Raw genomic sequence first — 24366 nt, 5'->3', positions numbered from 1 at the left:
TCAGGCCCCGTCTATCTGCCGTTGATGGTCGTCCGCGTCGAACCAGCCCGATGATGATTGTACAAGATAATCTGACGTCAGTTCCCACTCTTCCCAGCCGCGCGCTGTGACGTGATTACCGGTTACGGAATGGTGCCCTTCGCGGGTCCAGACGAATATGGCATGAGATCCGGCCCATCGCATCATGTCGCAACGCAGTTCGAGATCCGGAAAATCCGCGTAAAACCTCCGGGCCATGTCGGCGATCGCCGCGCGCCCCTCGATCGGGTCGCCCCGGTTGATGGTGACCTGCCCGTTTGACGCGAAGAAGCCGGCAACCGCGTCGGGGTCACCCGAGCTCCAGGCTATTGCGTAGTCTCGCGCGAGGTTATTCAGAGTATCCCGAATGCTGGCCATACTCGCCCCCTTTTGGTCCCACATGATCGGTGCCGTTATGTTAGGCGAATAAAGCTGTGGGTGCCACGATGCCCCCGCGAACAGGGCGGGGACTTGCCGAATAGGCGGATTATCGCGGGATCAGATTGGTTACCCCGACAGCCGCGGCGCGGGCCAGATCAAGATCCAGTGACATGGGTATGTATTCGCCACGCCGCCACAGCTGCGCCTGATCGTCATAGTAGCGCGACAGGAAATGACCCGATTGCCCGGTCGCCGTAATGAAGACCGAGCTGTTGGGATCGGCAAAGTCATAAACCCCGCGATATCCGGCGCCGTGCACATTCTGGAACGGATCAGGCCCTTCGCCCGATGTTCGGCCGCGCAGCAATGTGTTGTCGCCGCCGCTGGTCGATTGGCGAATGTTCACAAATAACCGCAATATCGGGACAGAGCCCAGCACGGGGTGATCATGCGTTGCCTGATGCGCGTCGCCCCAACGCAGGGATTCAAGCGCGCTGCCGTATCGTTCAGAGATCCAGATCAGCGCGTCGTCCAGTGCAAGCCGCGCCATCTCGGTGCATGTCTCGACCGGTGCGCTTTGAATCACGTCGCACCAGACACCCGCGCCGTCAATGTCGCGATACACCCGTTCGATGAACAGCGGTTCGACATGTTTGTATTCGCTGGCCAGAGGCCCAAGCTCGTCCGAGATCAGCCGGATTTGCAGCGCACGCAGCCAGGCCGCATAGATCAACGGCTCGGGCAGGTGTTCGTTCATCTCACCGTTCCAGTCAGCAAGCAGCGACAGCGCCATCTGGCGCTGGCGTTCCGGCGTTCCTTCGGGGGCCGAAGCCCCGGTGAACCACAGATCGGCACCGATCAGCGGCAGCAGGGACCGCGCGGTAAAGCTGACAGTGTCCAGCTGTGCCTCGATAAAGCTGTCGCGAGTATGCACCTCGCGCGATTGCATCAGGCGTTCCCAGCGATGCACGCGCTGCGTATCGCCCCATTCATACGAGACGTGATCCGGGAAGGGGCGGTCGATGATCTTGTTGTTCGTGTTGCCCAGAACACCGCCGACGGGGGCCACGAATTCCGGGTTGTCGGCATAGGGCAGGCGGCCTTGCCAGCGATTGGCCTCGATCCAGCCGGGCGAGGGGATGCGCCCCCGGCTTTGGTTTCGCGGATCACGCCGAGGCATGGCGCCGATCAGCTTCATCCCGATGGTCGTCTTGTCGACCAGCGACAGGTTCTGAGAAGGCGCGATGAACTGCTCACCGACCGCGATGGCCTGCTCCACGTTGTCGGCGTTCATCAGCGCCATGGACGCCGACATCGACGTGTCCTGCGGGCTGAGCGCCGTCCAGGACAGCGATGCCACATGGCCCGGCGGCGTGATGGTTTCCAGCTTGTAATCCGTGCCCGGCAGCACCGGCCCATTGTCCGTCCAGCGCAGGGTCAGCGTTACCGGAGCTTCCCCCTTGATCTCGATGATCGAAGGGCGGGTCTGGAATTCCTTGAAGCCGGTCGGGGTCAGGTATTCCTCGGGATTGTCAGGATTCAACTGCTCGATATGAACGTCCTGATCGTCAAGATACGAGGATGTAAGCCCCCATCCCAGCCGGTCGCTGCGTCCGGTCATGATGGCGGGCACACCAGGGATCGAAGCCCCAATGACACCGCCTTTTTCCAGGCCGAGATGTGCCAGGTACCAAATCCCTGGCGCAGTGAAACCCAAATGAGGGTCGTTGGCCAACAGAGTCCCGCCACTTGCAGAACGTGACGGCGCGGCGGTCCAGGCGTTAGAAGCTCCGGCCAGACCACGTTTGGGAAGGGGTGAAAGAGGTGTTTCGGGAATGTCCGTTCCCGCCGCATAACGCGGAAGATCTGGGAACAGGGTGGCATATTCGGGCAGCGCGGCAATGCCGGGTCCGGGAACGTCGGGCAGGATGTCGGCCAGACGTTCGGGGTTGTTCAGCATCAAGGACGTGCGCGCGCGCAGAACTTCATCGCTCAGATGGCCCGACAGTTGCAGCGCCATCAGCTTGATCATCGCGATACTGTCACCCGGTTGCCAGGGCGAGACCGGAGCGTTGAACAGGAACATCTCGGGTGCGCCGCGACCCAGCGCCTCTTCGTTGATCTCGGTCAGGCGGGCATTGACCCCGGCGGAATAGGCACGCAAGGCGGCCTTGGTATAATCGTCCTGCACCTCGACTGATCGGTGGGCCAGCCCGTAAAGGTCCAACCTGCGCAGCAGCTTGTCGATGTGAAGCGTGCGCGGGCCAAAGACCTCGGACAGACGGCCTTGCGCGGTACGGCGCATGACCGTCATCTGCCACAGTCGATCCTGTGCGTGGGCATATCCCAATCCAAAGAACACATCGGGATCGGTCTGGCCCAGAATATGCGGTACGTTGGCGGTGTCGCGTACGATCTCGACCGGGGCGGTCAGACCTTCGACCTCAAGCGTTTGGTCATAGTCCGGCAGGGATTGGCTGGCCAGAAAATAGACAAGGCCCATTGCGGCGAGGATCAAAATGATCAGACCCGACGCGATGCGCACCAGCCAGCGGAAAACAAGACCCATTACTGCCCCTATTATTGTTCAGATGAATGTTGCGCAGAGACTAGAGGATGGTCGGTCCGACCGAAAGAGGAACGCGGCAAGAACCTGCGCGGGAAGGGGTGAAATCAAATGCCCCGCCGCAGTGTTGTGCTGCGACGGGGCCGTGTGTGGGGGAAGTGGTAATCCGGGTTATGGGATGATGCGGGTGTATTTCGTACCTTCGACGGTCGCGCCGAATTTTAGACCGGCCTGGCCAAAGACCACCGCCAGCACCGGCGAACGCAGTGTTGTCGTGTCCGTGGACAAGGAATTCCCTGTTGCGTCAACCACATATCCAATATCGGCACCGGCTGTCCATCCGCTGGAACGGCGGAAATCGTTCAGCGCATCCTCGGTCATGAAGAACAGGATATGCGCATATTGCTGCGCACCGATTTGCAGACCTGCGGTTCCGGAAATTGCAGAATAGTAATCGACCGTTGCGCCGTTGATGCGCAGCGCGCCTTGGCCGTAGGCGCCGCCAAAGAAGATCAATCCGGCGTCGGTGATCAGGGGCATAACCAACATGCCGTTGGCTTTGTTCGCGATTTCCACGGTGTTGGGATACCGGCTGTACATTTCGGTCAGCGTGGCATCGACGCGGGCGTCGATCATGGCCGAGTTTGAATTGCCGACGCCGTTGCCGCAGGCGGCGGTCAGGGACAGGCCTGCCATGCCCAAGGCAAAGCCGCGACGGTTCAGTCGGGGGGAGTTGGAACTGCTCATGGTTTTTTTCTCTGTAACTGTGCCTGATGTGTCGGGTCATCCCGATCTTGCCGGCAAGGATACGCCGATTAGGGCGATGTGTCACGGGAAAGCTGCCCGCTCAAGGGGGCTTGTCGGCGAAAAATTGCGACTCTTCGGGGTTTTAGCCTTGCAGGATGCGGGCAACCTGAGGCGAAAAATAGGTCAGAATACCGTCGCACCCGGCGCGCTTGAAGGCCAGCAGGCTTTCCAGCATCGCCGTTTCTCCATTGATCCAGCCATTCTGGGCGGCCGCCTGGATCATCGCGTATTCTCCCGAGACCTGATAGGCATAGGTGGGCGCGCCAAAGCTGTCTTTCACACGACGGCAGATATCCAGATAGGGCATTCCGGGTTTGATCATCACCATGTCCGCGCCTTCGGTCAGATCGCGTTCGATCAGGCGCAGGGCTTCGTTCGAGTTGGCCGGGTCCATCTGATAGGTTTTCTTGTCACCGGTCAGCGCGCCCGAGGCGCCGACGGCGTCGCGGAAGGGGCCGTAAAAAGCGCTGGCGTATTTCGCGGCATAGCTGAGGATCATCACGTTGTGATGCCCGGCACCTTCCAATGCGCGGCGCATTTCCCCGATCCGGCCGTCCATCATGTCAGACGGTCCGATGATGTCGGCACCGGCATCGGCCTGGGCAAGGGTCATCTTGACCAACGCTTCGATGGTCTGATCATTCACGATCTCTCCGTCGACTACATAGCCGTCATGACCATTGATATTGTACGGGTCCAGCGCCACGTCCGTCATCACCGCAATGTCGGGGGCTGCCGCCTTGATCGCCCGAATGGCCCGGTTCGACAGGTTGTCGGGGTTCCAGGCCTCGGCGCAATCCTCGGTCTTGAGCGCGGAATCCGTGTAGGGAAAGATGCATATCGCAGGGATTCCAAGCGCTTGTGCTTCGACGGCCGCTTTTGCAATCAGATCCACCGACCGGCGCACCACGCCCGGCATCGAGGGAACGGGTTCTTCAACCCCTTCGCCGTCGCGGACGAAAACGGGCCAGATCAGGTCGTCCGTGGTCAAGGTGTTCTCGCGCACAAGTCCGCGGATTGCCCGGGATTGACGGGCACGCCGAAAGCGGGTCATGGGATAGGGGGCAATGGTCGGTTTCATGGCGCGTTCTCCTTGAACATTCGTGCATTGGGTGGCATGAATTCACAAAGGTCTCAAGGGTATCAATGGACGCGGCAGCGTGGCCAATCCTCCCTGAGTGGTTTGAATAAAGGGTTGGGTTTGGACTGGTACTCTTCGATCTTTGAAGTCATCGACATGCGTAGCTTTTCGAATCTCTGGTTCTGGATCGTGCTGGCGGTTGTCTGGTCTTCGGCGAGTCACTGGGTAATGGGCATTCCCTACGATCTGGTGGTACGTGCCCGACGCATTGGCGGGCAGGTCGAGATCGACCTTCTGGACATCGTTCGCATACACACCAACCGGATCCTGTTGATCGTCGACATGTCAGGCACCATCCTGTTGGCATTCGGGTGTTTTCTGTTCACCGGGCTGGCCACGCTTGGGTTCTACTACGGCGTCGAATTCGCGCAGGCCGTGTTCCTTCTTCTGTTTCCACTGACGCTTGTTCTGGTGGTGAACATCGTGCACGCGCGACGATTGCGGCGGCAGGAACTGACGCTCGAGTCCGTTTCGAAAACCATTGCGCGCTGCCGGCTCTATACCCAGATCATAGGCATGATCTCGATACTGGTCACTTCGTTCTGGGGCATGTATCAGAACATCTCGATTGGCGTTCTGGGATAGCAAAATCTGAAAGGCGAGGCGATGAAGGCTCCGAACCACGTGACAGTTGGCGGCGCCCCCGAAGGGTTTGACGCGCAGCTTGTGCTGAACGAAATCGCCCGCAGCAACGGGCCGGTGGCCCATGTCGCACGTGACGACAAGCGGATGGAGGCGATGCGCGCGGCACTGGCCTTCTTTGCCCCCGACATGCCGGTCTTCGTGTTTCCGGGCTGGGATTGTCTGCCTTATGACCGGGTGTCACCCAATGCCGACATTTCAGCGGCCCGCGTTGCCACGCTGGCGGCTCTGGTTCACCAGATGCCGCAGAAATTCGTGTTGTTGACGACATTGAATGCGGCAACCCAACGCGTCCCGGCGCGAGACGTGCTGCGCGAAGCGGCGTTCACCGCCCGTGTCGATCAGCGCATAGATGAGGCCGCGCTACGCAACTTCCTGGTGCGCATGGGCTTCACGCAAAGCCCCACCGTGATGGAGCCGGGCGATTACGCCATTCGCGGCGGTATCATCGATATCTTCCCGCCGGGTGAATCGGGCCCCGTCCGTCTGGACCTGTTCGGAGACGTACTGGACGGCGCGCGCCGTTTTGATCCCGTGTCTCAGCGCACGACCGAAAAGCTGGACGTGGTTGAACTTGCGCCGGTGTCCGAGGTCATTCTGGATGATGCGGCCATTACGCGGTTCCGCCAGAACTATCGGATCGAATTCGGCGCCGCGGGCACGGATGATCCGCTGTACGAAGCGGTAAGCGCCGGTCGCAAGCATCAGGGTATCGAACATTGGCTGCCCTTCTTCCACGAGAAGCTTGAAACACTGTTTGATTATCTGCCGGATGCCACGATCACCGTCGATGATCAGGTTACACCGGCTAGATTGGCTCGATGGGAGACGATTGCCGATCAATACGAAACCCGGCGTCTGGCGCTGGAAAACCGATCCCGCATGGATACGGTCTATAAACCCACACCTCCGGGGTTGCTGTATCTGGATGATGCCGCGTGGGAGGCGGCTGTCGCGGATCGGCGCGTCATGCAGTTCAGCCCTTTGCCACAGGCCTCGGGCCCGGGTGTCATCGATGCGGGCGGGCGGATCGGGCGCAACTTTGCTCCGGAACGTCAGCAGGAAAGCATCAGCTTGTTCGGTGCTCTGGCCAGCCACATCACCGCCAAGCTTGACAAAGGTCCGGTGCTGATTGCATCCTATTCAGAAGGTGCGCGCGAACGTCTGACCGGCCTAATCGAGGATGAAGGTCTGGCCGAGGCGATTCCCATTGCCAATGGAACGCGCATCGGAAAGCGCGGCCTGCACCTTGCCGTCTGGGCGCTGGAACACGGTTTTGAGACGCCAGACCTGACGGTGATCGCCGAACAGGACGTTCTGGGCGACAGGCTGATCCGCCAACCCAAAAAACGCCGCAAGGCCGAGAATTTCCTGACCGAGACCCAATCCCTGAGCCCCGGTGATCTGGTGGTGCATGTGGATCACGGCATTGGTCGATACATGGGGATGGAGGTCGTCACGGCCGCCGGTGCCGCCCATGAATGCCTGCTGCTGGAATATGCCGAGCAGGCAAAGTTGTACCTACCGGTCGAAAACATCGAACTGCTGTCGAAATACGGCCATGACGAAGGGCTTTTGGATCGACTTGGCGGCGGCGCTTGGCAGGCCAAGAAGGCCAAGCTGAAAGAGCGCATTCGCGAGATGGCGGACAAGCTGATCCGCATCGCGGCGGAACGTGCGCTGCGTAAGGCTCCGGTTATGGACCCGCCACCGCACGCGTGGGAGGAGTTCAGCGCGCGTTTCCCCTATCAGGAAACCGATGACCAGTTGCGCGCCATCTCGGATGTGATGGAAGACATGCATTCTGGTGCACCCATGGATCGCCTGATCTGCGGCGACGTCGGTTTTGGCAAGACCGAGGTGGCGATGCGCGCCGCCTTTGTCGCCGCCATGTCCGGCGTGCAGGTTGCGGTCGTGGCACCGACAACACTGCTTGCCCGACAGCATGCGGCAAGCTTCAGGGAACGGTTTCGCGGCTTCCCTCTGGAAGTGCGGCAATTGTCGCGCTTCGTCTCGGCCAAAGAGGCGCAGCAGACACGTGAGGGGCTGGCCAAGGGCACGGTCGATATCGTGATCGGGACCCATGCGCTGTTGGCCAAGAACATACGGTTTCACAATCTGGGTCTACTGGTCATCGACGAAGAACAACATTTCGGCGTGGGACACAAGGAACGGCTGAAGCAACTGCGCAGTGACATCCATGTTCTCACCCTGACCGCAACCCCGATTCCGCGAACCTTGCAATTGTCGCTGACCGGGGTGCGCGATCTGTCGATCATCGGCACACCGCCCATCGACCGCTTGGCGATCAGAACCTATGTCAGCGAGTTCGACGCGGTCACGATCCGAGAGGCGCTGCTGCGCGAACACTATCGCGGCGGGCAGAGTTTCTACGTGGTTCCGCGCATCTCGGACCTGCCCGAGATCGAGGAGTTCCTGAAAAACCAGCTGCCGGAACTGACCTATGTTGTTGCACATGGCCAGATGGCGGCGGGTGAACTCGATGACCGAATGAATGCGTTTTATGACGGTAAGTATGATGTGCTGCTGGCGACGACAATTGTGGAAAGCGGTTTGGACATTCCAACGGCGAACACGATGGTCGTGCACCGCGCCGATATGTTCGGTCTTGCGCAGCTCTACCAGATCCGGGGCCGGGTGGGGCGGTCCAAAACCCGTGCCTATGCCTATCTGACCACCAAGCCACGGCAGAAACTGACCGCTACGGCCGAGAAACGTCTGCGGGTTCTGGGCTCGCTGGATACGCTTGGCGCCGGGTTCACGCTGGCGTCTCAAGACCTCGATATTCGCGGCGCAGGTAACCTGCTGGGTGAGGAACAATCCGGTCAGATGCGCGACGTGGGCTATGAGCTTTATCAATCGATGCTGGAAGAAGCGATTGCCAAGATCAAGGCGGGCGAGATGGAGGGGCTGTCGGATGCTGACGATCAATGGGCCCCGCAGATCAATCTGGGCGTCCCGGTTCTGATCCCCGAGGACTATGTACCCGATCTGGACGTGCGTCTGGGTCTCTATCGACGTCTGTCGTCGCTGTCGACCAAGGTTGAGCTGGAAGGTTTTGCCGCGGAATTGATCGACCGTTTCGGCAAATTGCCGAAAGAAGTTAATACTCTGATGCTGGTCGTGCGCATCAAGGCCATGTGCAAAAGGGCGGGCATCGCCAAACTGGACGGAGGCCCGAAAGGCGCGACGATCCAGTTCCACAATGACAAGTTCGCATCGCCTCAGGGATTGGTCGAATTCATTCAGAACCAGCGCGGCATGGCCAAGGTCAAGGATAACAAGATCGTCGTGCGCCGGGATTGGAAGAAAGACAGCGACAAGATCAAAGGGGCCTTTGCGATTGCCCGCGACCTTGCTGAAAAAGTGGTCGCGGAAAAGAAGAAGGCCAAGGCTGGCTGACAGGCAGGATGGGGCTCTGCCCCCGCTGCGCGTTCCGCGCATCTCCCCCGGGATATTTGCGGCCAGATGAAGTCACGGAACCCAGCTTCATCTGGCTGAAAATATCCCCGCCGGAGGCATCGCGCGGCAGCGCGATCCCGCCTATACACGCATTGCAGCCTGCGCGCAGAAGCAAGACGCTGCAACCGCCCGATCAGCACGGGCCAGAGCCAGATCCAGGCGTTGTTTGATCTGTCGGATTTCAACAACTTCCCCGCGGGCTTTGAGGCAATCGTACAGCCCCTTCAGGCTCCAGACGTTGTCGGGATGGATCGAAGCGCGGCTGAGCGAGCCGCCTAGCCCAAGATCTTCGCGATAGACGGCCTCTGCTTCTGCCGCATGACCTTGTTCGAACAGCAATGCGCCAAGCGCGTGGCGGGTGGGCTGCATCCAGCCCCAGGGCTCGTCATAGGGCAAGGTGTCGTCCAATTGGACCGAGCGGCGCAGATGGGCAAAGGCGATTTCGAAATTGCCCTTTCGGTACTCGATCTCACCGCGCAGCATCTCCCCCGCGATTTCCAGCAGGTCGATCACACGATTGTTGTGCAACCGGCGCGTTTCCGGAACGCATTCCCTGGCTGCCAGAAACAGGTTCTCTTCCGCTTCGGCATGGACAACGTCACCGGTTGCGGCATGTGCGATGGCGCGGGCGTAATGGGTCGTGGCCGTCAGGGTGCGGTAGAGATACGGATCGGAGGGCAGCTCCAGCGCCTTGGCCTCTTCCCAGCGGCCAAAGCGGATCAGGATGTGCGGTCCCATGGACATGTAGCTTTCGAAGTAATCCGCCATTGGGGGGCTTTCGACGCGTAGCATCTCCTCTGGCGTTGTATCCCACAAACCCTGATTGGCGCGCAGGGCAGGTTCGATCTGACCCAGAAACAGCGCGCCGTAGATGGCGAAGTGATAGTTGTGTTGGCGGTATCCGGTGTAGATATTGAACGCGCCTTCGCGTTCGTAATACTTCAGATCCGCATCCGAGGCTTTTTCGTTCCAATGCACCACGTTGTAATAGTGGCCGCACAGCACATCAATATGTGTCGGCATATGCACAAGGTGCCCCGCATCAGGTACCAATGTGCGCAGGACATCACCGGCTTTCAGAGCTTTTTCCGGCGTGGGCGACATCTCCATCAGGTGAACATAAAGATGCAGCAGGCCGGGATGTGACATGGCGGCCGGATCGTTGGCCATGGCCCATTCCAACGCCTCTTGCGCTTCAAGCGTTGCAGCGCCTTCTGCCGGTTGGCCTGTTTGCAGGTCCCACATTTTCCAGGGCGTCAGGTTCAAAAGCGCCTCGACGTAGATCGTGCGCAGGTCCGCATGATCGCGGTGCGCGGCGAAGGCTGCGCGCATCGCTTCGGCAAAATCGTGATCCCACCGGTGCATGTCCTCTGCCGGATCTCGTTGCGGATAGCGCGCAGGGAGGGCTTGGATCAGAGCTTGCTCGACGGGCGTACAGCCGTCTGCCAATCGAAGGGCGTTTTGCATGGCATCATAAGCCAGCGCCAGCGCCTTGCGGCGACCCCGCTCGTCCTGCAAGTCCCATGGCAGGTTGTAATTCGGTCCCGCCGCGTAGGCGACGCCCCAATATGCCATGGCGCATTGGGGGTCATGTTCGACTGCGCGCTGGAAACAAACCACGGCTTCTTCGTGATTGTACCCATAGGTCCAGTTCAGGCCGCGGTCGAACCACAGCTGAGCCTCGGGAACGGAGGTCGTTACCGGACAGGAATAGCTGCCCAGATCATAGTATTCACGCATCAGAAGCCCTCCGCTTGGTTCAGGTCGAGGGTAGCGTGTTTCTGACGAGTCGCACAGATCAGGCTGGCAGACGCTCTTCGACGCGGCCCATATGCAGCATAAGCCCGAAGGCCAGAATGCACATGCTCAGGATGCCGAAGGTCAAAGGCGTGATCGAACCGTCGAACAACAGCCCGATCGGGGCGGCGATGGCAGCGGCCAGCACCGTCGAAATCGATCCGATGACCGAGGCTGCCATTCCGGCAATATGCCCCATCGGTTCCATCGCGATGGCGTTCAGGTTGCCCAGCGTCACGCCGGCCATGAAAAACACCATGGTTTGCCAGAACACGAACAGCGCGAATGAGGCGTCTGGCGAAAGATGCGCGGCGTTCAGGGTCATGACAATGGTGGTAATCACGATTTGCCCCCCCAGCGCCCATGTCACCATCCGGCGCATGCCCACACGCACCACCAGTGCCGCGTTCAGCAAACTGGCCGACCCGGACATCAGCGCCACGAACCCGAACCAGAACGGAAAGCTTTCGGCGCGGTCATGGATTACGTCATAAACGGGCTGAACCATTGTCAGCATGGTGAACAGAACCCCCATGCACAGGGTCTGAACCATGATCGAAAGGCGCACGGTCGGATGCGCAAACATTTCTTTCGTGGCAGAGAGCATCAGCGGAAAGCGGAACGGACGACGGTTTTCCCGGGCCAGAGATTCCGGCAACCGAAGGCCCATCCAGGAAATGATGATCAACGCAAACAGCATGAAAGACACAAAGATCCCGCGCCATCCGAACAAAGCGATCACACCGGCGCCCAGCATCGGTGCTGCCGCGGGTACCAACGTGAAAATCATCATCGCAATTGAGATGATCCGCGCCATTTCGCGGCCTGAATACAAGTCGCGGATGATCGCCATGGCCACCACGCGCGGACCTGCGGCGCCCAGGCCCTGAACCACGCGTGCAATCAAGACCAGTTCCAGTGAAGAACTGGCCCATGCGACAGCAGACGCCGCAATGTACAAAGCCGCGCCGCCGTAAATGACCGGCTTGCGTCCCAGCGCATCCGAAAGCGGGCCGGTGAAAAACGTGCCGATCCCCATGCCCAACACGAATGACGTCAGGATCAGTTGGGCACGGTTGACGTCATCGGGGCTGAGCTGCGCGCCGATCTCGGGCAGCGCAGGCAGCATAGAATCGATCGAAAAGGCGATGGTGGCGAACATCATTGCAATCAGCGCAATGAATTCCGCCTTCGACATGCGATTGGCCATGAAGAACTCCTAACCCGTTCGCGCTATCACGGCGGGCCGGCATAGGCCAGACTGGAATTTTGCACAGACCTCTGTGCTATTCTGCAGGGGAAGCCTCAAGTTGAGACATGATTTCAGCGATCACTTTCTCCCACATTTCAGGAGGTTGGGCGCCGGGAACTGCGTGTTGATTGGCGACAATGAAGGTCGGGACCGAGCTCACACCCATTTTGCGGGAATGGGCATCGCGGCTGCGGATATCCTCGCGGTCGGCGTCTGATTTCAGCAGCTTCATGACCACGGCGGCGTCCATTCCGGCGCTATCCGCGATGTCGGCCAGTACCTCATGGTCGCCGATGTCGCGACCCTGCACGAAATAGGCATCGAACAGCGCATCGACGACGGCATTCTGCTTGCCTTCGATGCCAGCCCAATGGATCAGGCGATGCGCATCCAGCGTGTTGGGGGTGCGCTTCATGGCCTCGAAGTTGATGTTCAGACCGGCCTTTTCGGCATGTTCCACCACAGGCGCATAGGCGCGAACCGCGCCGTCCTTGCCGCCGAACTTGCGCTCGAGATATTCGCGCCGATCCATTCCCGCATCCGGCATGTCAGGATTCAACTGGAACGGATGCCATTCAATGACAAAGGGGTGGTCGGGTACGTTGGCCAGTGCCTTGTCCAATTGAGTCTTGCCGATATAGCACCACGGGCAGATCGGATCGGACAGGATGTCGAGCTTGACGGTCTGGGTCATTTTGTTGGTGCCTCGAAATAGGCCGGCAGCGCCCGGCGCAGGAGTTTGCCGTTTCCGCCGGTCGGCAGGGCGGGCAGATGGATGAAGGCGCGTGGTTGTTTGTAACGCGCCAGGTTGGCTTCGACATAGGTGCGCAAGGCCGCATCGTCCAGCTTTTCCGGGCCCGTATAGAAGGCCGCTATCACAAATGTGTCCGGTTTGACCTCGACCGCGGCGGCGCCGACCTGAGTGATGCCCGGAAAGCGGGAGAGGGCGGCTTCGACTTCGACCGGGGACACGCGATAGCCACCCGCGTTCATCATATCGTCGTCGCGGCCCAGATAGCTGATCTGACCATCCACGGCCATGGCGCCCTGGTCGCCGGTCAGAAACCACTCTCCCTGCATCCGCGTTTCAACCTCATCGGGTGCGTTGAGATAGGTCAGCATCAAGCCGGGGTCAGTGCGGTGAATGGCGATGGTGCCTTCTTGCCCCTTCGGCACCGGACCGTCCGGACCAAGGATCGCCACACGACGCCCCGGTTGCGGTTGCCCTAATGCGTCGCTGCGCGCGGGATGATCCGGACTGGAGGAAATGAAGGTAGAGCATTCGGACATGCCATAGGCTTCGAACAACTCGGTGCCGGTGGTCTCTCGCCATTGTTCGTGCAGCGCGCGCGACAGTTTCTCGCCCGCGCACAAGCCGTGGCGCAGGTCTGGCAGCTCCATCCGATCGCGCCCTTGCACCATCTTGCGATAGACCCCGGGGGCCGCTGCAAAGATCGTTGCGCCATGCTGACGCAGCAGGGCAGGCAGGGCCGTGATTTCGGTGCCGGGCGCGGGGATCAGGGCAGTTGCGCCCATGGTCCATGGATCCATCAGGCCGGTGCCCAGCGTATAGGTCCAGTTGAATGCTCCGGCGTGGCACAGCCGGTCGGTCTCGCGCAGACCATACCAGCCATCAACCATCATCTGCCGCGCCCAGATTGCCCGGTGGGCATGGGCCACGGCACGAGGCTTGCCCGAGGTTCCAGAGGTATAGACGACATAGGCCATACGTTCCGGATCGCCCATGTCAAATTCTGCCGGGGGCAGGCATCGCATCGCTTTCAGCGCGTCCAGCCCGATCTGCTTGGAATGCGAGGCGCAGGCAACGCCCGGATCACGCAGAATCACCGCCGGAGAAAGCTCGTCGATTATTTTGGCGGTTTCGGGTTCCGTCAGTTGTGACGATGTCGGCACCGGCACGATGCCCACGGCAATTGCCCCCAGATAGGCAATCGGGAAATCCACCGTGTTTCCCAGCCGCATCAGGGCGATATCACCGGGTTTCAACCCGGCCCGCAGCAATCCCGTGCCTGTGCCCAGCACAGCCGCTTTCAGATCGCGATAGGTCCAGTCCTGCGCGCCGTTCGGGCGCAATATCGACAAAGCCACTTTATCCTGCGCGTGATCGGCACGGCCCAGAACATGGGCCGCCAGATTGAATGGCGTGGGGCAGGGTGCGGGCGACCCCTGATCGAAGATTGACAACATGGCCTCTGGCTATCGCGCCGCCTGCCGCGTTGCAAGCGTGGCTGGCCGGGCCTATAGAAGGGTCATGAGCACTCAAGACCCCAAATCTCTGATCCGAATTGCCCGCGACTCTGGCGACCATACCGAAGTTGAGCCGCTGGACCTTGGCGCACGTGTGCGAGAGCTGCGCAAAGCGCGGGAATGGACATTGGAACAGGCCGCCAGTCAGGCCGGATTGGCACGCTCGACCCTCAGCAAGATTGAAAACGGGCAGATGTCGCCGACTTACGACGCGCTCAAGAAGCTTGCGACCGGGCTGGAGATTTCTGTTCCGCAACTGTTTACGCCGCCCCAGCGCGATCAGGTGATCGGACGCATGGCGATCACCCGTGTGGGCGACGGCACGGCTCATGCCACCACAACCTATGAGCATGAGCTTCTGGCCGAAACCCTGACCAAGAAACAGATGCTGCCCTATCGTGCGCGGGTCCGCGCAAGATCAATGGATGAATTTGACGGCTGGGTGCGCCATGACGGCGAAGAATTCATGTATGTGCTGACCGGTATCGTCAAGCTTTACACCGAGTTTTACGAGCCGGTTGAGATGCGCAGAGGGGACAGCGCGTATTACGATGGCAGCATGGGCCACAACGTGATTTCCGTCAGTGACGAAGACGCGACGATCCTTTGGGTTACATCACTTGCCTAAAGCGATTCTGCTGAATTCCCGGTTGAGCCCTTCGGTGAACAGGAAATCTTCGACCTCTTCATGCGCCTCATTTATCGTAAGTTGGTGACGTTCGGCCAAATAGGCTTCAAACCCTTTTCGATCCTTCAACACGCGCATCATGTCCTTGTCACGCAGGTTCGGAAAACGCCGCTTTGCGCGTTCGCATGCCGCATTCCAGTCGTTTGTAAGATCGGTCCAGTTCATCATCAATGAGCTTCCCTTAGCAACGATTAGGACTGCTCTCCCCTGCTTCAGAGTACGGATAGGGTGCCGTAACGTAAGACATGACAAAATGTCGCAGCGCTGGACCTCGCCTTCTTGAGGGGAAAAATGCCCGCTGCGAAGTTTCCGCAACGGGCCGACGGGCCTACATTTGGTGTGAGTGGTGGCGGGCCCGATTGTTCTGTAATCCGCAGCGCCAGATTGTCCCGGCAGGCAGAGAGGCGAGGTCATCGCCAGCTCGTTACTAAGCCTAAATGCGCAATATATATGCATATTTTCCGGATAAGTAAAACTGTTTGTGGGTGTTTCTTTCTGGATCGCTTGCATGTGACGATGTTGGTCGCTGATTACGATGCTTCCAATGCGGCCAAACGATATCTTGTGTGGGATGGCAATGTGCTGAAATTTGCCGATTGGTGGAAATTTCCTGAGCGCTGTTTGTATGAAACAGCTGGAACTTCAAGCTTCCGTCTTTCGGAAACTTCAATTGGAAAGACCAGCCGGATTCACATGTACAACGGCTGGTCTTGGGTTTGCGCCTTTTACCGGGCGTCGTACCACCAGACTTCGGGCATGTACTGCGGACCGTCGCCATAGATAGGCAGGGTTTCCGGGTGCTTAAGCTCTTTGACATGCGCGATGCGCCCGATGTCAAAGCTCCAGATCGGGATGACATAGCGGCCTGCCGTCAATACCCGGTCCAGCGCGCGGGTGGCCGCGGTAAAGTCCTCGCGGGTTTTTGAGGCCAGCATCGCATCGATCATGGCATCAACTGCGGGCGAAGATACGCCCATCAGGTTGCGAGTGCCGGGCGCATCGGCAGTTTCGCTGCCCCAATAAAGACGCTGCTCATTGCCGGGAGACAGGGAAAGCGCTCGGCGGAACGTCGTGACGTCAAAGTCTAGTTCAGACGTGCGCCCGACATATTGGGCATTGTCGACCTGTTCCGTCGTGACCCGGATGCCAAGACGTTCCAGCGCGCGGGAATAGATCTCGACCACGGTTGCCATCTCGCTGTCACCCTGTTGAAGCAGGAAAGTCATCTGAAAGGGATCGCCATTTGCATTGCGCAGCACGCCATCCTGAACGGTCCAGCCTGACTCGGCCAATAGTCCGGCGGCCTTGCGGAGGTTTGCCCGGTTCCGGGCCGATCCGTCGCCTTTCGGCAGTTCATACCCTTCCAGCGTGCCGGGCAACAGGATGTCAGCGAAAGGAAGCAACTGGTCTTTTACCTGCCCCTGGGCCGGGCCGGGCTGCATCGCAAGGTCGGACCCCGAGAAATAAGACGTAATCCTTGGTTGCGCACCACCGGTTACCGTGTCGTTGATGAACTCGAAGTTGAACGCAAGCATCAGCGCTTCGCGCACGCGCCAGTCGTCGAACGGAGCCTTTCTTGTGTTCATCACGAACCCGGTCATTCCCGAAGGTTTTCCATGCGGAATTTCGGTCTTGATGACATCGCCGCGCTGCACGGCGGGAAAGTTGTATTGCGTGTCCCATTTGTCGGCGTTGAATTCACGCACGGCTGACAGCTCTCCGGCCTTGAAAGCTTCGAACAAGACGCTGCCGTCGCCGTAGAATTCGATCCGCAGCTCATCAAGGTTCATTGTGCCGCGGCGAAACGGGATGTCGTTCCCCCAATAGTCCGGATTGCGTCGCAGATTCACAAAGCGTCCCGCTTCGTAGCTTTCGATCACATAGGGGCCGGTTCCAATCGGTACATCATGAAGTTGCGCATCCGCGAAATCCTTGCCCTCCCATTGCGCCTTTTTCAGGATTGGGCGCATCCCGGCCAGCAGCGCAAGCTCTCGGTCGGGTTCATTGAACGTGATCCGCACCGAACGCGGGCCGGTTTGTTCGATACTGTCGATCTTGCCCCAAAGACCGCGATAGCGCAGATGCCCCTGCGTGCCCAACGTTTCGTAAGACCAGATAACATCATCGATCGTGACCGGACTGCCGTCGGAAAACCGCGCCTCCTCCCGCAGGGTGAATTCGACCCAAGACCGGTCCGGATCGGTCTCAACTGATTCGGCTAACAGCCCGTAAAGTGTGAAAGGTTCGTCCCATGACCGTCCCATCAGGCTTTCATGGGTCCAGAAAGGCAATTGCCATGGCGAGGTGCCTTTTTGCAAAAACGGGTTCAGGCTGTTAAAACCGCCCGTGTTTCCGAATACGGCTTTGCCGCCTTTGGGTGCATTCGGGTTGGCGTATGGGAGTGACACAAAATCCGGTGGTAGGGCCGGGTCCCCATACATAGCTATGCCATGAGACGATTCTGCATGGGCGACAGAGATCACGAAAATGGTGGCGATTCCCGCCACAAGTGATCGAAACGGACGGAGAAAATCCGGGCTCATTTTGGAAACAATCCTGCTCTGGCCTTATTTTGTTGGTATTCACCGTAGTGATGATTTTTCTTATTATCAAACTTTTAGCTTGGACCAAGGCGCAGAATTGCTTATAAAGGTTGCACTGCTCGATAGGTTTCTTGCCTGTATGAAACCTGCCTCAATAACTTAACGCCCGCTTCGTGCGGGCGTTTTTTTTGCCTGTGGAAGTCTCAGGCCGGTATTCCAATCCCATATGTTTCCCCGTTTTCTTTGCAGGTGCAGCATGGCATGGTGCGCCTGATCAACGCTTGAGGGAGAATGGACATGAGCCTGTCCGGCAAAACGGCAATCATCACGGGATCAAATTCGGGCATCGGCCTGGGCGTCGCACGCGAGCTGGCCAAGGCCGGTGCCGATGTGGTTCTGAATTCCTTTACCGATCGCGATGAAGATCATGCGCTTGCCGCGCAGATTGCGAAAGAGACCGGAACCAATGCGCGCTACATCAAGGCCGACATGTCCAAGGGTGAGGAATGCCGATCCTTGATCGAACAGGCGGGGTCTTGTGACATTCTGGTGAACAATGCCGGGATTCAGCATGTCTCACCGATCGACAAATTCCCGGTTGAAAAATGGGATGCGATTATCGCAATCAACATGAACTCGGCCTTTCACACCACAGCGGCCGCGTTGCCAATGATGCGCAAGGCGGGTTGGGGGCGTGTGGTGAACATCGCCTCGGCCCACGGTCTGACGGCATCCCCTTTCAAGGCGGCATATGTTGCAGCCAAGCACGGTGTGGTTGGAATGACCAAGACCGTAGCGCTGGAAACAGCGCAGGAGCCGATCACCTGCAACGCCATCTGCCCGGGATATGTGCTGACGCCGCTGGTCGAGTCCCAGATTCCCGACACGATGAAAGAATACAACATGAGCCGTGAGGACGTTGTGAAGAACGTTCTTTTGGAACGGCAACCGTCCAAGGAATTCGCCACGGTCGAGCAACTTGGTGGAACGACTATCTTCCTGTGTTCGGACGCGGCCGCTCAGATCACCGGAACCACAATTTCCGTCGATGGTGGCTGGACCGCGCTTTGAGGTTTTGCGGGGGCGCTGCCCCCACACCCCCAGAGTATTTTGGAAAAAATGAAGGGGTTGCGGTATGAAGCGGATCAATCTGGCGTTGCAGGGGGGTGGGGCGCATGGGGCGTTCACCTGGGGTGTGCTCGACCGTCTTTTGGACGAGGAAGACATCGAGGTCGCTGCCATTACCGGAACTTCCGCAGGGGCGCTGAACGGTGCGGCCTACAAGTCTGGAATGGTTCATTCCGGGCGCGAAGGTGCGCGGGCGCGCCTGGACGGGTTGTGGAAGCGCATGGGCGCTATTGGCGACATGCGCTTTGCCAACTGGTTTCGCGGCCTTGAACCGGCGGCCATTGCGCAGGCGATGGAATATTCGGTGCCGTTTTCGATCGGGGATGCGTGGTCGCGGATGGTGTCGCCCTATGCGTACGGGCCGTTTTATAGCAACCCTTTGAAGCCGGTGGTGGACAGGTTCAATTTCGACGAGGTGTGCGCAGATGAAGGCCCGCGCCTGTTTGTGTGTGCCACTTGCGTACGCAGCGGCAAGATCCGCGTCTTTACCGGCGACGAAATCAGCACCGACGCCATCCTGGCCTCGGCCTGTTTGCCGACCCTGTTCAAGGCGGTTGAGATTTTCGACCCGAAGTCAAACCGGACCGAAGCCTATTGGGACGGAGGGTATACCGGCAATCCGGCGCTCTATCCGCTGTTCAACGATGATTTGCCGGATGACGTGGTGATCGTGAACATCAATCCGCTGGAGCGTGACGAGGTTCCGATCACGCCACAGCAAATCCAGAACCGGATCAACGAGATCAGTTTCAACTCATCCCTATTTCGCGAGTTGCGGGCGATCAGCTTTGTTCAGCGGTTGTTGAAAGAAGGCAAGCTGACGGCCGGAGAGATGAGCCGCGTGCTGGTTCACATGATTGCAGATAACGAGTTGATGAACAGCCTGTCTGTTGCCACCAAAACCGTGCCCAATCCGGTCATTCTGCACAAGCTGAAACAGGCCGGACGGAACGCCGCAGACGGTTTTCTTGCCAACCACAAGAACGACTTGGGTCAGACCAGCACAATTGATCTGCCTGCGATGTTCAGCTGATCACTCGGGCGGTTGTGTCGGGTCTTTTCCATTCGGGTATACAAGCCCCGCCGAAATCACCAGTTTGGCGGCGTCTTCGATGCTCATGTCCAGCAGGATCACGTCTTCTGCGGGGAAGAACAGCAGAAACCCCGATGTCGGGTTGGGTGTCGTGGGTACGAAGACGCTCAGCAGCTCGCCACCGGTTTCGGCGCGTTGGCTGACCTCACCCTTGGCGCTGGTCGAGACAAAGCCGATGGCCCAGATCCCGCGACGCGGGTACTGGATCAGGCAAGCTTTTTCAAAAGAACGCTCGGTCTGGGCAAACACCGTTTCCGAGATTTGCTTGATCCCGGAATAGACCGAGCGCACGACGGGCATCCGATCAACAACGCTTTCGGCGAAGTGGATCAGGGAACGGCCCAGAATGCCCTTGGCGATCCAGCCGACCAGAACGGTGAAGATCAGGAAGATCACCACACCCACACCGCGCAGGTTGATGCCCACGTATTGTTCGGGCTGGAACTGTTGGGGCACCAGCGGCAGGACCGCGCTGTCTATCCAGCCGACCACCGACCAGATCAGCCAGACCGTCAACCAGACAGGCGCAATGACCACGATGCCCGTCAAAAAGGACGCGCGCAGCCGTGAAAGCATGCCCGGGCGGCGGTGAGGCTCTTCGTCGAAGGGTGTATTCATTGCGGTTCCGAATGGTTTCCGGATTTAGGTAGTCAATCCACGGTCTTGGTACAATAGGTTAACGTCACCTCTGTTTGACGAGCGCTTGCGCGATCTTGGCCGCCAAACGCGCATTGTTTCGAACAAGGGCGATGTTGGCGACCAATGACCGGCCTTCGGTCTTTTCAAAGATACGTTGCAGCAGATAGGGGGTCACGGCTTTGCCGGTGATGCGATGGGCATCTGCATCTGACTGGGCTTCGGCGATGATGGGGGCCAGTTCCTCGGCCGGGATTTGATCGGCAGCCGGAATCGGGTTCGCCACCAACTGCCCGCCGGGCAGACCCAGCGCGCGGCGGGTTGTGTGGGCTTTGGCGATGGCATCGGCACTGTCCATGCGCAGGGGCGCGTTTAAGGGCGACTTTGCCGACCAGAACGCAGGAAACTCGTCCTGGCCATGTGCGATCACAGGCACGCCCAGCGTTTCCAGAACCTCAAGCGTTTTAGCGAGGTCCAGGATGGCCTTCGCCCCGGCTGCGACGACGGTCACTGGCGTATGCCCAAGTTCGTGCAGATCGGCAGAGATGTCGAAGGTGGTCTCGGCCCCCTGATGCACGCCGCCGATACCGCCGGTGGCAAAAACCTCGATCCCGGCATAATGCGCGGCGATCATCGTGGCAGCGACCGTGGTGGCTCCGGTACCACCGGTCGAGATGCACGCCGCCATGTCCGCGCGCGAGATCTTGGCAACGCCTTGGGCCTGACCCAGCCATTGCAGCTGATCCTGCTCTAGCCCGACATGCAATTTGCCTTCGATCACGGCCATGGTTGCAGGAACCGCACCTGCATCGCGGATGTCCTGTTCGACCTGTGCCGCGACTTCGATGTTCTGCGGATAGGGCATCCCATGGGTGATGATGGTGCTTTCCAGCGCGACGATGGGCAGGCCCGCGTCTTTGGCGGTGCGGACCTCGGCAGAATATTGGATGTCGATCACAGTGGGGTTTCTCCGGAAACGTAGGTTGCAGCGGCGTGCAGAGCGCGGGTCAGAGCCTCGTCACTGGATGCACCGCCGGATTCTGAGGCGATATGGGCCGCCATGAAGGTATCCCCGGCACCGGTCACGCGGGTGACCAGAACGGCAGGGGGTGTTTGCGTCAGGATTTCTGTCGAGCTGCCGATGGTTGCCGAATTGCCGCCGTCGGTGACCAGCACCCGCAGCGCGCCGCGATCCAGAAGGCCTTTGGCCGCGGATTCGGAATCGGTGAACTCGCGCTGACACAGGATACCGGCCTCTTCGAGGTTCACGTACAGCGTGGCGCGGGCGTGTTTCAGGAACGGCAGCAATCGTTCGGCCTTGCCCGGCGATGCCGGTGCCACGCGCAGATCCGCACGCGCAAAAGCAGGGCTTTGGGCAATTTCTTCAAGCAGGTCCAGTGTCAGATTGCCATCCAGGGCGATCGGGCCCTCAAATGGTGCGTTCTCATAGCCCAGAGGCCCGTGCATCAAGGGGTGCAGTATCTTGGCGCCTGCGGCCTCCAGCGAATGCGCGTCGGCAATCGCCGCGATCAACCCGTTCGCACCTTCGACAGCCATGTAGCGGTCAGTTGGCAAATCCTGCGACCGATAGATGTGATCCGTCACCATGCCGAGGCGCGAACAGGCATGGACAAGCTCGTCGCCTTCGGGATCGCGGCCAATGGCTGTCAGCAGGGTGGGTGTCATGCCGAACCGAACCAGTGTCATGGCAATGTTCATCGCAACGCCGCCGGGCAGGCGGGTGATCCGGCCCGGCACGTCCGAGCCCTGTCGCATGGCGCTGGCCGATCGGCCGATCACGTCCCACAGGACCGAACCGATGCACAGGATATTGGTGTTCTGAGTCATAGGGGACGTCATGCCGCAGCGGTGTTGCCCGTGCAAGCCGGAACGTCATCGCAACAAGAGATTCCCGACCGGCCTGGGTCGATATCGCCTTTGGGCTTGCGATCCGTGGTCTTCGCGGGAACAATCAAAAGCAATGATTGGTGATTATATTTTCCTGTTGGAGCGTTTCGTATGAATGGCCCTGTCTTCCGTGCCATCCTCCGAGCCCTCAATACCTGCGCCCTTAGTTTTATCGTTCTTCTGACCTTGCATCCGGGTTCCGTAAAGGCGCAAACGGCCCCGCCGACGGTCATTGATTTCTGGGTCAAGGATGACACTCTGTTTCTTGAGGTGAAACTGAACGCCGAGGCCATGCTGGTCGGTACCGATCCGACACAACCCGACGCTTATTCCGGCAATTCAAAGTACCGATCTCTGCGGCGAATGGTGTCATCGGAACTGGAACCGCAGATCAGAAATTTCGTTCAGGTCTGGAAGCAGAACCTTGTGGTCGAAGCGCCTGAACGCCTGGACCTGTCTTATGAAGGTGTGCGCATTCCCGTTGTGGGGGATGTGGAAAAAGTGCGTGTTTCCAAATTGTTGTTGACCGCTCCTTTGTCGGATCAGGCCTCGAACCTGCGCCTGGCTTGGCCACTGCACGGCGGGGCGGTCGTGCTTCGCCAGCAAAAGGTTGTGGCCCCGTATACAGGCTTTCTGGCGGCCGGAGAAATCAGCCCGTTGATCCCGTTGCGGGGCGGGGCGTCGTTGACGACCGAGCAGACATTGCAGACGTTTTTGGCACAGGGGATCAGCCGGTTTGTTCAAAGCCCCCTCAAGCCAACCATCGTTGTTCTGACGCTCGTGATGCTGACGCTGAGCCTGCGGCCTGTGATGTCTCAGGTGGCGTTTTTGGCAGCAGGGGTTTTTGTCGGGCTCGGGTTGGACATGTACGGTGTGCTGGACCTGCCGGAAAGCTTGCAGGATCAGGCCTTGGTGGCTTCGATCATCATTCTGGCGTTATGGAACCTGGTGGCCCGGCGCTTGCAGGTCTGGCGCCTGCTGGCCGTGCTTGCCGCAGGCTGTGTTTACGGATTGGCACTGGCTTCGGATTTGACAAAGATCGGGGTGCCGCCCGATCATCTGGCCCCGGCTGTTTTGGGGTTTGGTGTCGGAAATCTACTGCCTGTCGTCTTTGTGGCTGTTGTGGCCTTTGCCTGCGCGCTTTTAGTTGCAGGCGGGTCACACAGAAAACGAGGCCGGATTTCGGTTCTGGCCTCGATGCTGATCGCCGGGATCGGCGTATATTGGATGGCTGAACCCTGGTTGCTGACTTAAGGCATTGCCGCCAGCAGCCTGTTCAGCGCACCCAGCGGGTCGTCATCGCCCCAGATCTCGTCCCCGATGCCGAAGAAATCGGTGCAGGGGGCCAGATCACCGATCAGTTCGGGCGTCAGGCCGCCTTCGGCCACGACCGGGACTTCGATCATCTCGGACCACCATTGGAACAGATCCTTTTCGGCGCGGGTTCCGTCGCCCAACGTGGCGGTGCCCACGGGGCCGAAGGCCACATAATCCGCGCCATGTTCACCCGCCGTCATGCCGTCGTGGCTGGACGCGCCGCAGAAGCTTCCGACGATCGCGTCCGCGCCCAGCTCCTTGCGCGCGGCACGGACCGAACGTGCGCCGTCATCCAGGTGCACCCCGTCCAGCCCCAGACGTTGCGCCAGTAGCACGTGGTTCGAGATAACGATGGCCACGTCGCGGGCGTGGGCAACCTCGCGGCAGGCATCAGCAGCACGGGCGATGCTGTCTTCGTCGTTGCCAGCCAGCGCCAGGCGGATGCAGGCGATCTCGGCCCCGTCCAGAACCGTTGCCAGTTTGGCGGGGAACGTGCTCAGCTCGATGGTCGGAGGCGTGATCAGGTAAATCTGCGGCTGCTCGGGGGTGTCCATGGGCGCGTCCTTCGGCTTTTGGTCTTTGGCGCGGTTTAGCGGATTGCGGCGGGGAAGCAAACTTTTATGGCTGAGACCATGCAAATTCCAGCCCCAGCGCCTTGCCCTGCAAGAGCCTGCCGATTACAGCAGGCCAAGTTTTCA

The 24366-nt window shown here is 59.4% G+C and carries 20 protein-coding genes; 6 read left to right on the top strand and 14 right to left on the bottom strand.

The window, feature by feature from the left end; all coding sequences use genetic code 11:
• The 4 genes from FIU92_RS08430 to hemB form a co-directional block, all read right to left on the bottom strand.
• Complete coding sequence (locus tag FIU92_RS08430) at positions 1-396, bottom strand: nuclear transport factor 2 family protein (protein ID WP_152458145.1); 396 nt, start codon at positions 394-396, stop codon at positions 1-3.
• A 109-nt stretch (positions 397-505) separates the two neighbouring features.
• On the bottom strand, positions 506-2968 hold the full coding sequence (locus FIU92_RS08425; RefSeq protein ID WP_152458144.1) for a penicillin acylase family protein: 2463 nt from the start codon (positions 2966-2968) through the stop codon (positions 506-508).
• A gap of 168 nt (positions 2969-3136) precedes the next feature.
• The gene (locus FIU92_RS08420) at positions 3137-3712 is read right to left on the bottom strand and encodes a YSC84-related protein (RefSeq protein WP_152458143.1); all 576 of its coding nucleotides are present in this window, start codon (positions 3710-3712) and stop codon (positions 3137-3139) included.
• Between the two features lie 142 nt (positions 3713-3854).
• Complete coding sequence (gene hemB, locus FIU92_RS08415; RefSeq protein WP_152458142.1) at positions 3855-4853, bottom strand: porphobilinogen synthase; 999 nt, start codon at positions 4851-4853, stop codon at positions 3855-3857.
• A gap of 120 nt (positions 4854-4973) precedes the next feature.
• Here hemB and FIU92_RS08410 point away from each other — a divergent pair, with 120 nt between their 5' ends.
• Positions 4974-5498 (top strand): component of SufBCD complex, encoded by a 525-nt coding sequence (locus tag FIU92_RS08410; RefSeq protein WP_152458141.1) that lies wholly within the window; start codon positions 4974-4976, stop codon positions 5496-5498.
• A gap of 21 nt (positions 5499-5519) precedes the next feature.
• Positions 5520-8978, top strand: a complete 3459-nt coding sequence (mfd, locus tag FIU92_RS08405; protein ID WP_152458140.1) for a transcription-repair coupling factor — start codon at positions 5520-5522, stop codon at positions 8976-8978.
• Positions 8979-9119: 141 nt separating this feature from the next.
• Here mfd and FIU92_RS08400 read toward each other — a convergent pair whose 3' ends face one another.
• The 4 genes from FIU92_RS08400 to FIU92_RS08385 form a co-directional block, all read right to left on the bottom strand.
• Entirely contained in the window at positions 9120-10778 is a 1659-nt protein-coding gene (locus tag FIU92_RS08400) for a tetratricopeptide repeat protein (RefSeq protein WP_152458139.1), read from the bottom strand.
• 58 nt (positions 10779-10836) lie between these two features.
• A complete protein-coding gene (locus tag FIU92_RS08395; protein ID WP_152458138.1) occupies positions 10837-12045 on the bottom strand; it encodes a multidrug effflux MFS transporter in 1209 nt (402 codons plus the stop codon).
• Positions 12046-12121: 76 nt separating this feature from the next.
• Positions 12122-12781: a DsbA family oxidoreductase gene (locus tag FIU92_RS08390; protein ID WP_152458137.1), complete on the bottom strand. Its 660-nt coding sequence runs from the start codon at positions 12779-12781 to the stop codon at positions 12122-12124.
• Complete coding sequence (locus tag FIU92_RS08385; protein WP_152458136.1) at positions 12778-14295, bottom strand: class I adenylate-forming enzyme family protein; 1518 nt, start codon at positions 14293-14295, stop codon at positions 12778-12780. The genes FIU92_RS08390 and FIU92_RS08385 overlap by 4 nt, the downstream gene beginning before the upstream one ends.
• Before the next feature lie 64 nt (positions 14296-14359).
• Here FIU92_RS08385 and FIU92_RS08380 point away from each other — a divergent pair, with 64 nt between their 5' ends.
• Positions 14360-14983 carry a helix-turn-helix domain-containing protein gene (locus tag FIU92_RS08380; RefSeq protein ID WP_152458135.1) on the top strand — a complete coding sequence of 208 codons (624 nt, stop codon included), beginning with the start codon at positions 14360-14362 and terminating at the stop codon, positions 14981-14983.
• Here FIU92_RS08380 and FIU92_RS23190 read toward each other — a convergent pair.
• Both FIU92_RS23190 and FIU92_RS08370 read right to left on the bottom strand, forming a co-directional pair.
• Positions 14972-15553 carry a hypothetical protein gene (locus tag FIU92_RS23190; protein ID WP_371419738.1) on the bottom strand — a complete coding sequence of 194 codons (582 nt, stop codon included), beginning with the start codon at positions 15551-15553 and terminating at the stop codon, positions 14972-14974. The two genes, FIU92_RS08380 and FIU92_RS23190, sit on opposite strands and share 12 nt — an antisense overlap.
• Before the next feature lie 215 nt (positions 15554-15768).
• Complete coding sequence (locus tag FIU92_RS08370; protein WP_152458133.1) at positions 15769-17586, bottom strand: extracellular solute-binding protein; 1818 nt, start codon at positions 17584-17586, stop codon at positions 15769-15771.
• A 297-nt stretch (positions 17587-17883) separates the two neighbouring features.
• On the opposite strand from FIU92_RS08370, the gene FIU92_RS08365 reads away from it, so the two are divergent.
• Positions 17884-18657: a 3-hydroxybutyrate dehydrogenase gene (locus FIU92_RS08365; RefSeq protein WP_152458132.1), complete on the top strand. Its 774-nt coding sequence runs from the start codon at positions 17884-17886 to the stop codon at positions 18655-18657.
• 64 nt (positions 18658-18721) lie between these two features.
• Positions 18722-19747, top strand: a complete 1026-nt coding sequence (locus FIU92_RS08360) for a patatin-like phospholipase family protein (RefSeq protein WP_152458131.1) — start codon at positions 18722-18724, stop codon at positions 19745-19747.
• On the opposite strand, the gene FIU92_RS08355 is transcribed toward FIU92_RS08360, so the two are convergent.
• From FIU92_RS08355 to FIU92_RS08345, 3 genes are all read right to left on the bottom strand, one after another.
• Entirely contained in the window at positions 19748-20425 is a 678-nt protein-coding gene (locus tag FIU92_RS08355; protein WP_152458130.1) for a DUF502 domain-containing protein, read from the bottom strand.
• A gap of 64 nt (positions 20426-20489) precedes the next feature.
• Positions 20490-21401 carry a pseudouridine-5'-phosphate glycosidase gene (locus FIU92_RS08350; protein ID WP_152458129.1) on the bottom strand — a complete coding sequence of 304 codons (912 nt, stop codon included), beginning with the start codon at positions 21399-21401 and terminating at the stop codon, positions 20490-20492.
• Positions 21398-22291, bottom strand: a complete 894-nt coding sequence (locus FIU92_RS08345; RefSeq protein ID WP_152458128.1) for a PfkB family carbohydrate kinase — start codon at positions 22289-22291, stop codon at positions 21398-21400. The genes FIU92_RS08350 and FIU92_RS08345 overlap by 4 nt, the downstream gene beginning before the upstream one ends.
• A 171-nt stretch (positions 22292-22462) precedes the next feature.
• On the opposite strand from FIU92_RS08345, the gene FIU92_RS08340 reads away from it, so the two are divergent.
• Entirely contained in the window at positions 22463-23605 is a 1143-nt protein-coding gene (locus FIU92_RS08340; RefSeq protein WP_152458127.1) for a HupE/UreJ family protein, read from the top strand.
• On the opposite strand, the gene FIU92_RS08335 is transcribed toward FIU92_RS08340, so the two are convergent.
• Positions 23602-24222 (bottom strand): thiamine phosphate synthase, encoded by a 621-nt coding sequence (locus FIU92_RS08335; RefSeq protein ID WP_152458126.1) that lies wholly within the window; start codon positions 24220-24222, stop codon positions 23602-23604. The two genes, FIU92_RS08340 and FIU92_RS08335, sit on opposite strands and share 4 nt — an antisense overlap.
• Between the last annotated feature and the right edge of the window lie 144 nt (positions 24223-24366).

This window comes from Ruegeria sp. THAF33 (genome assembly GCF_009363615.1).
In the GTDB taxonomy this organism is placed as follows: domain Bacteria; phylum Pseudomonadota; class Alphaproteobacteria; order Rhodobacterales; family Rhodobacteraceae; genus Ruegeria.
The sequence above is the reverse complement of the archived record's forward strand: the minus strand, read 5'-3'. Positions and strand labels throughout refer to the sequence as shown.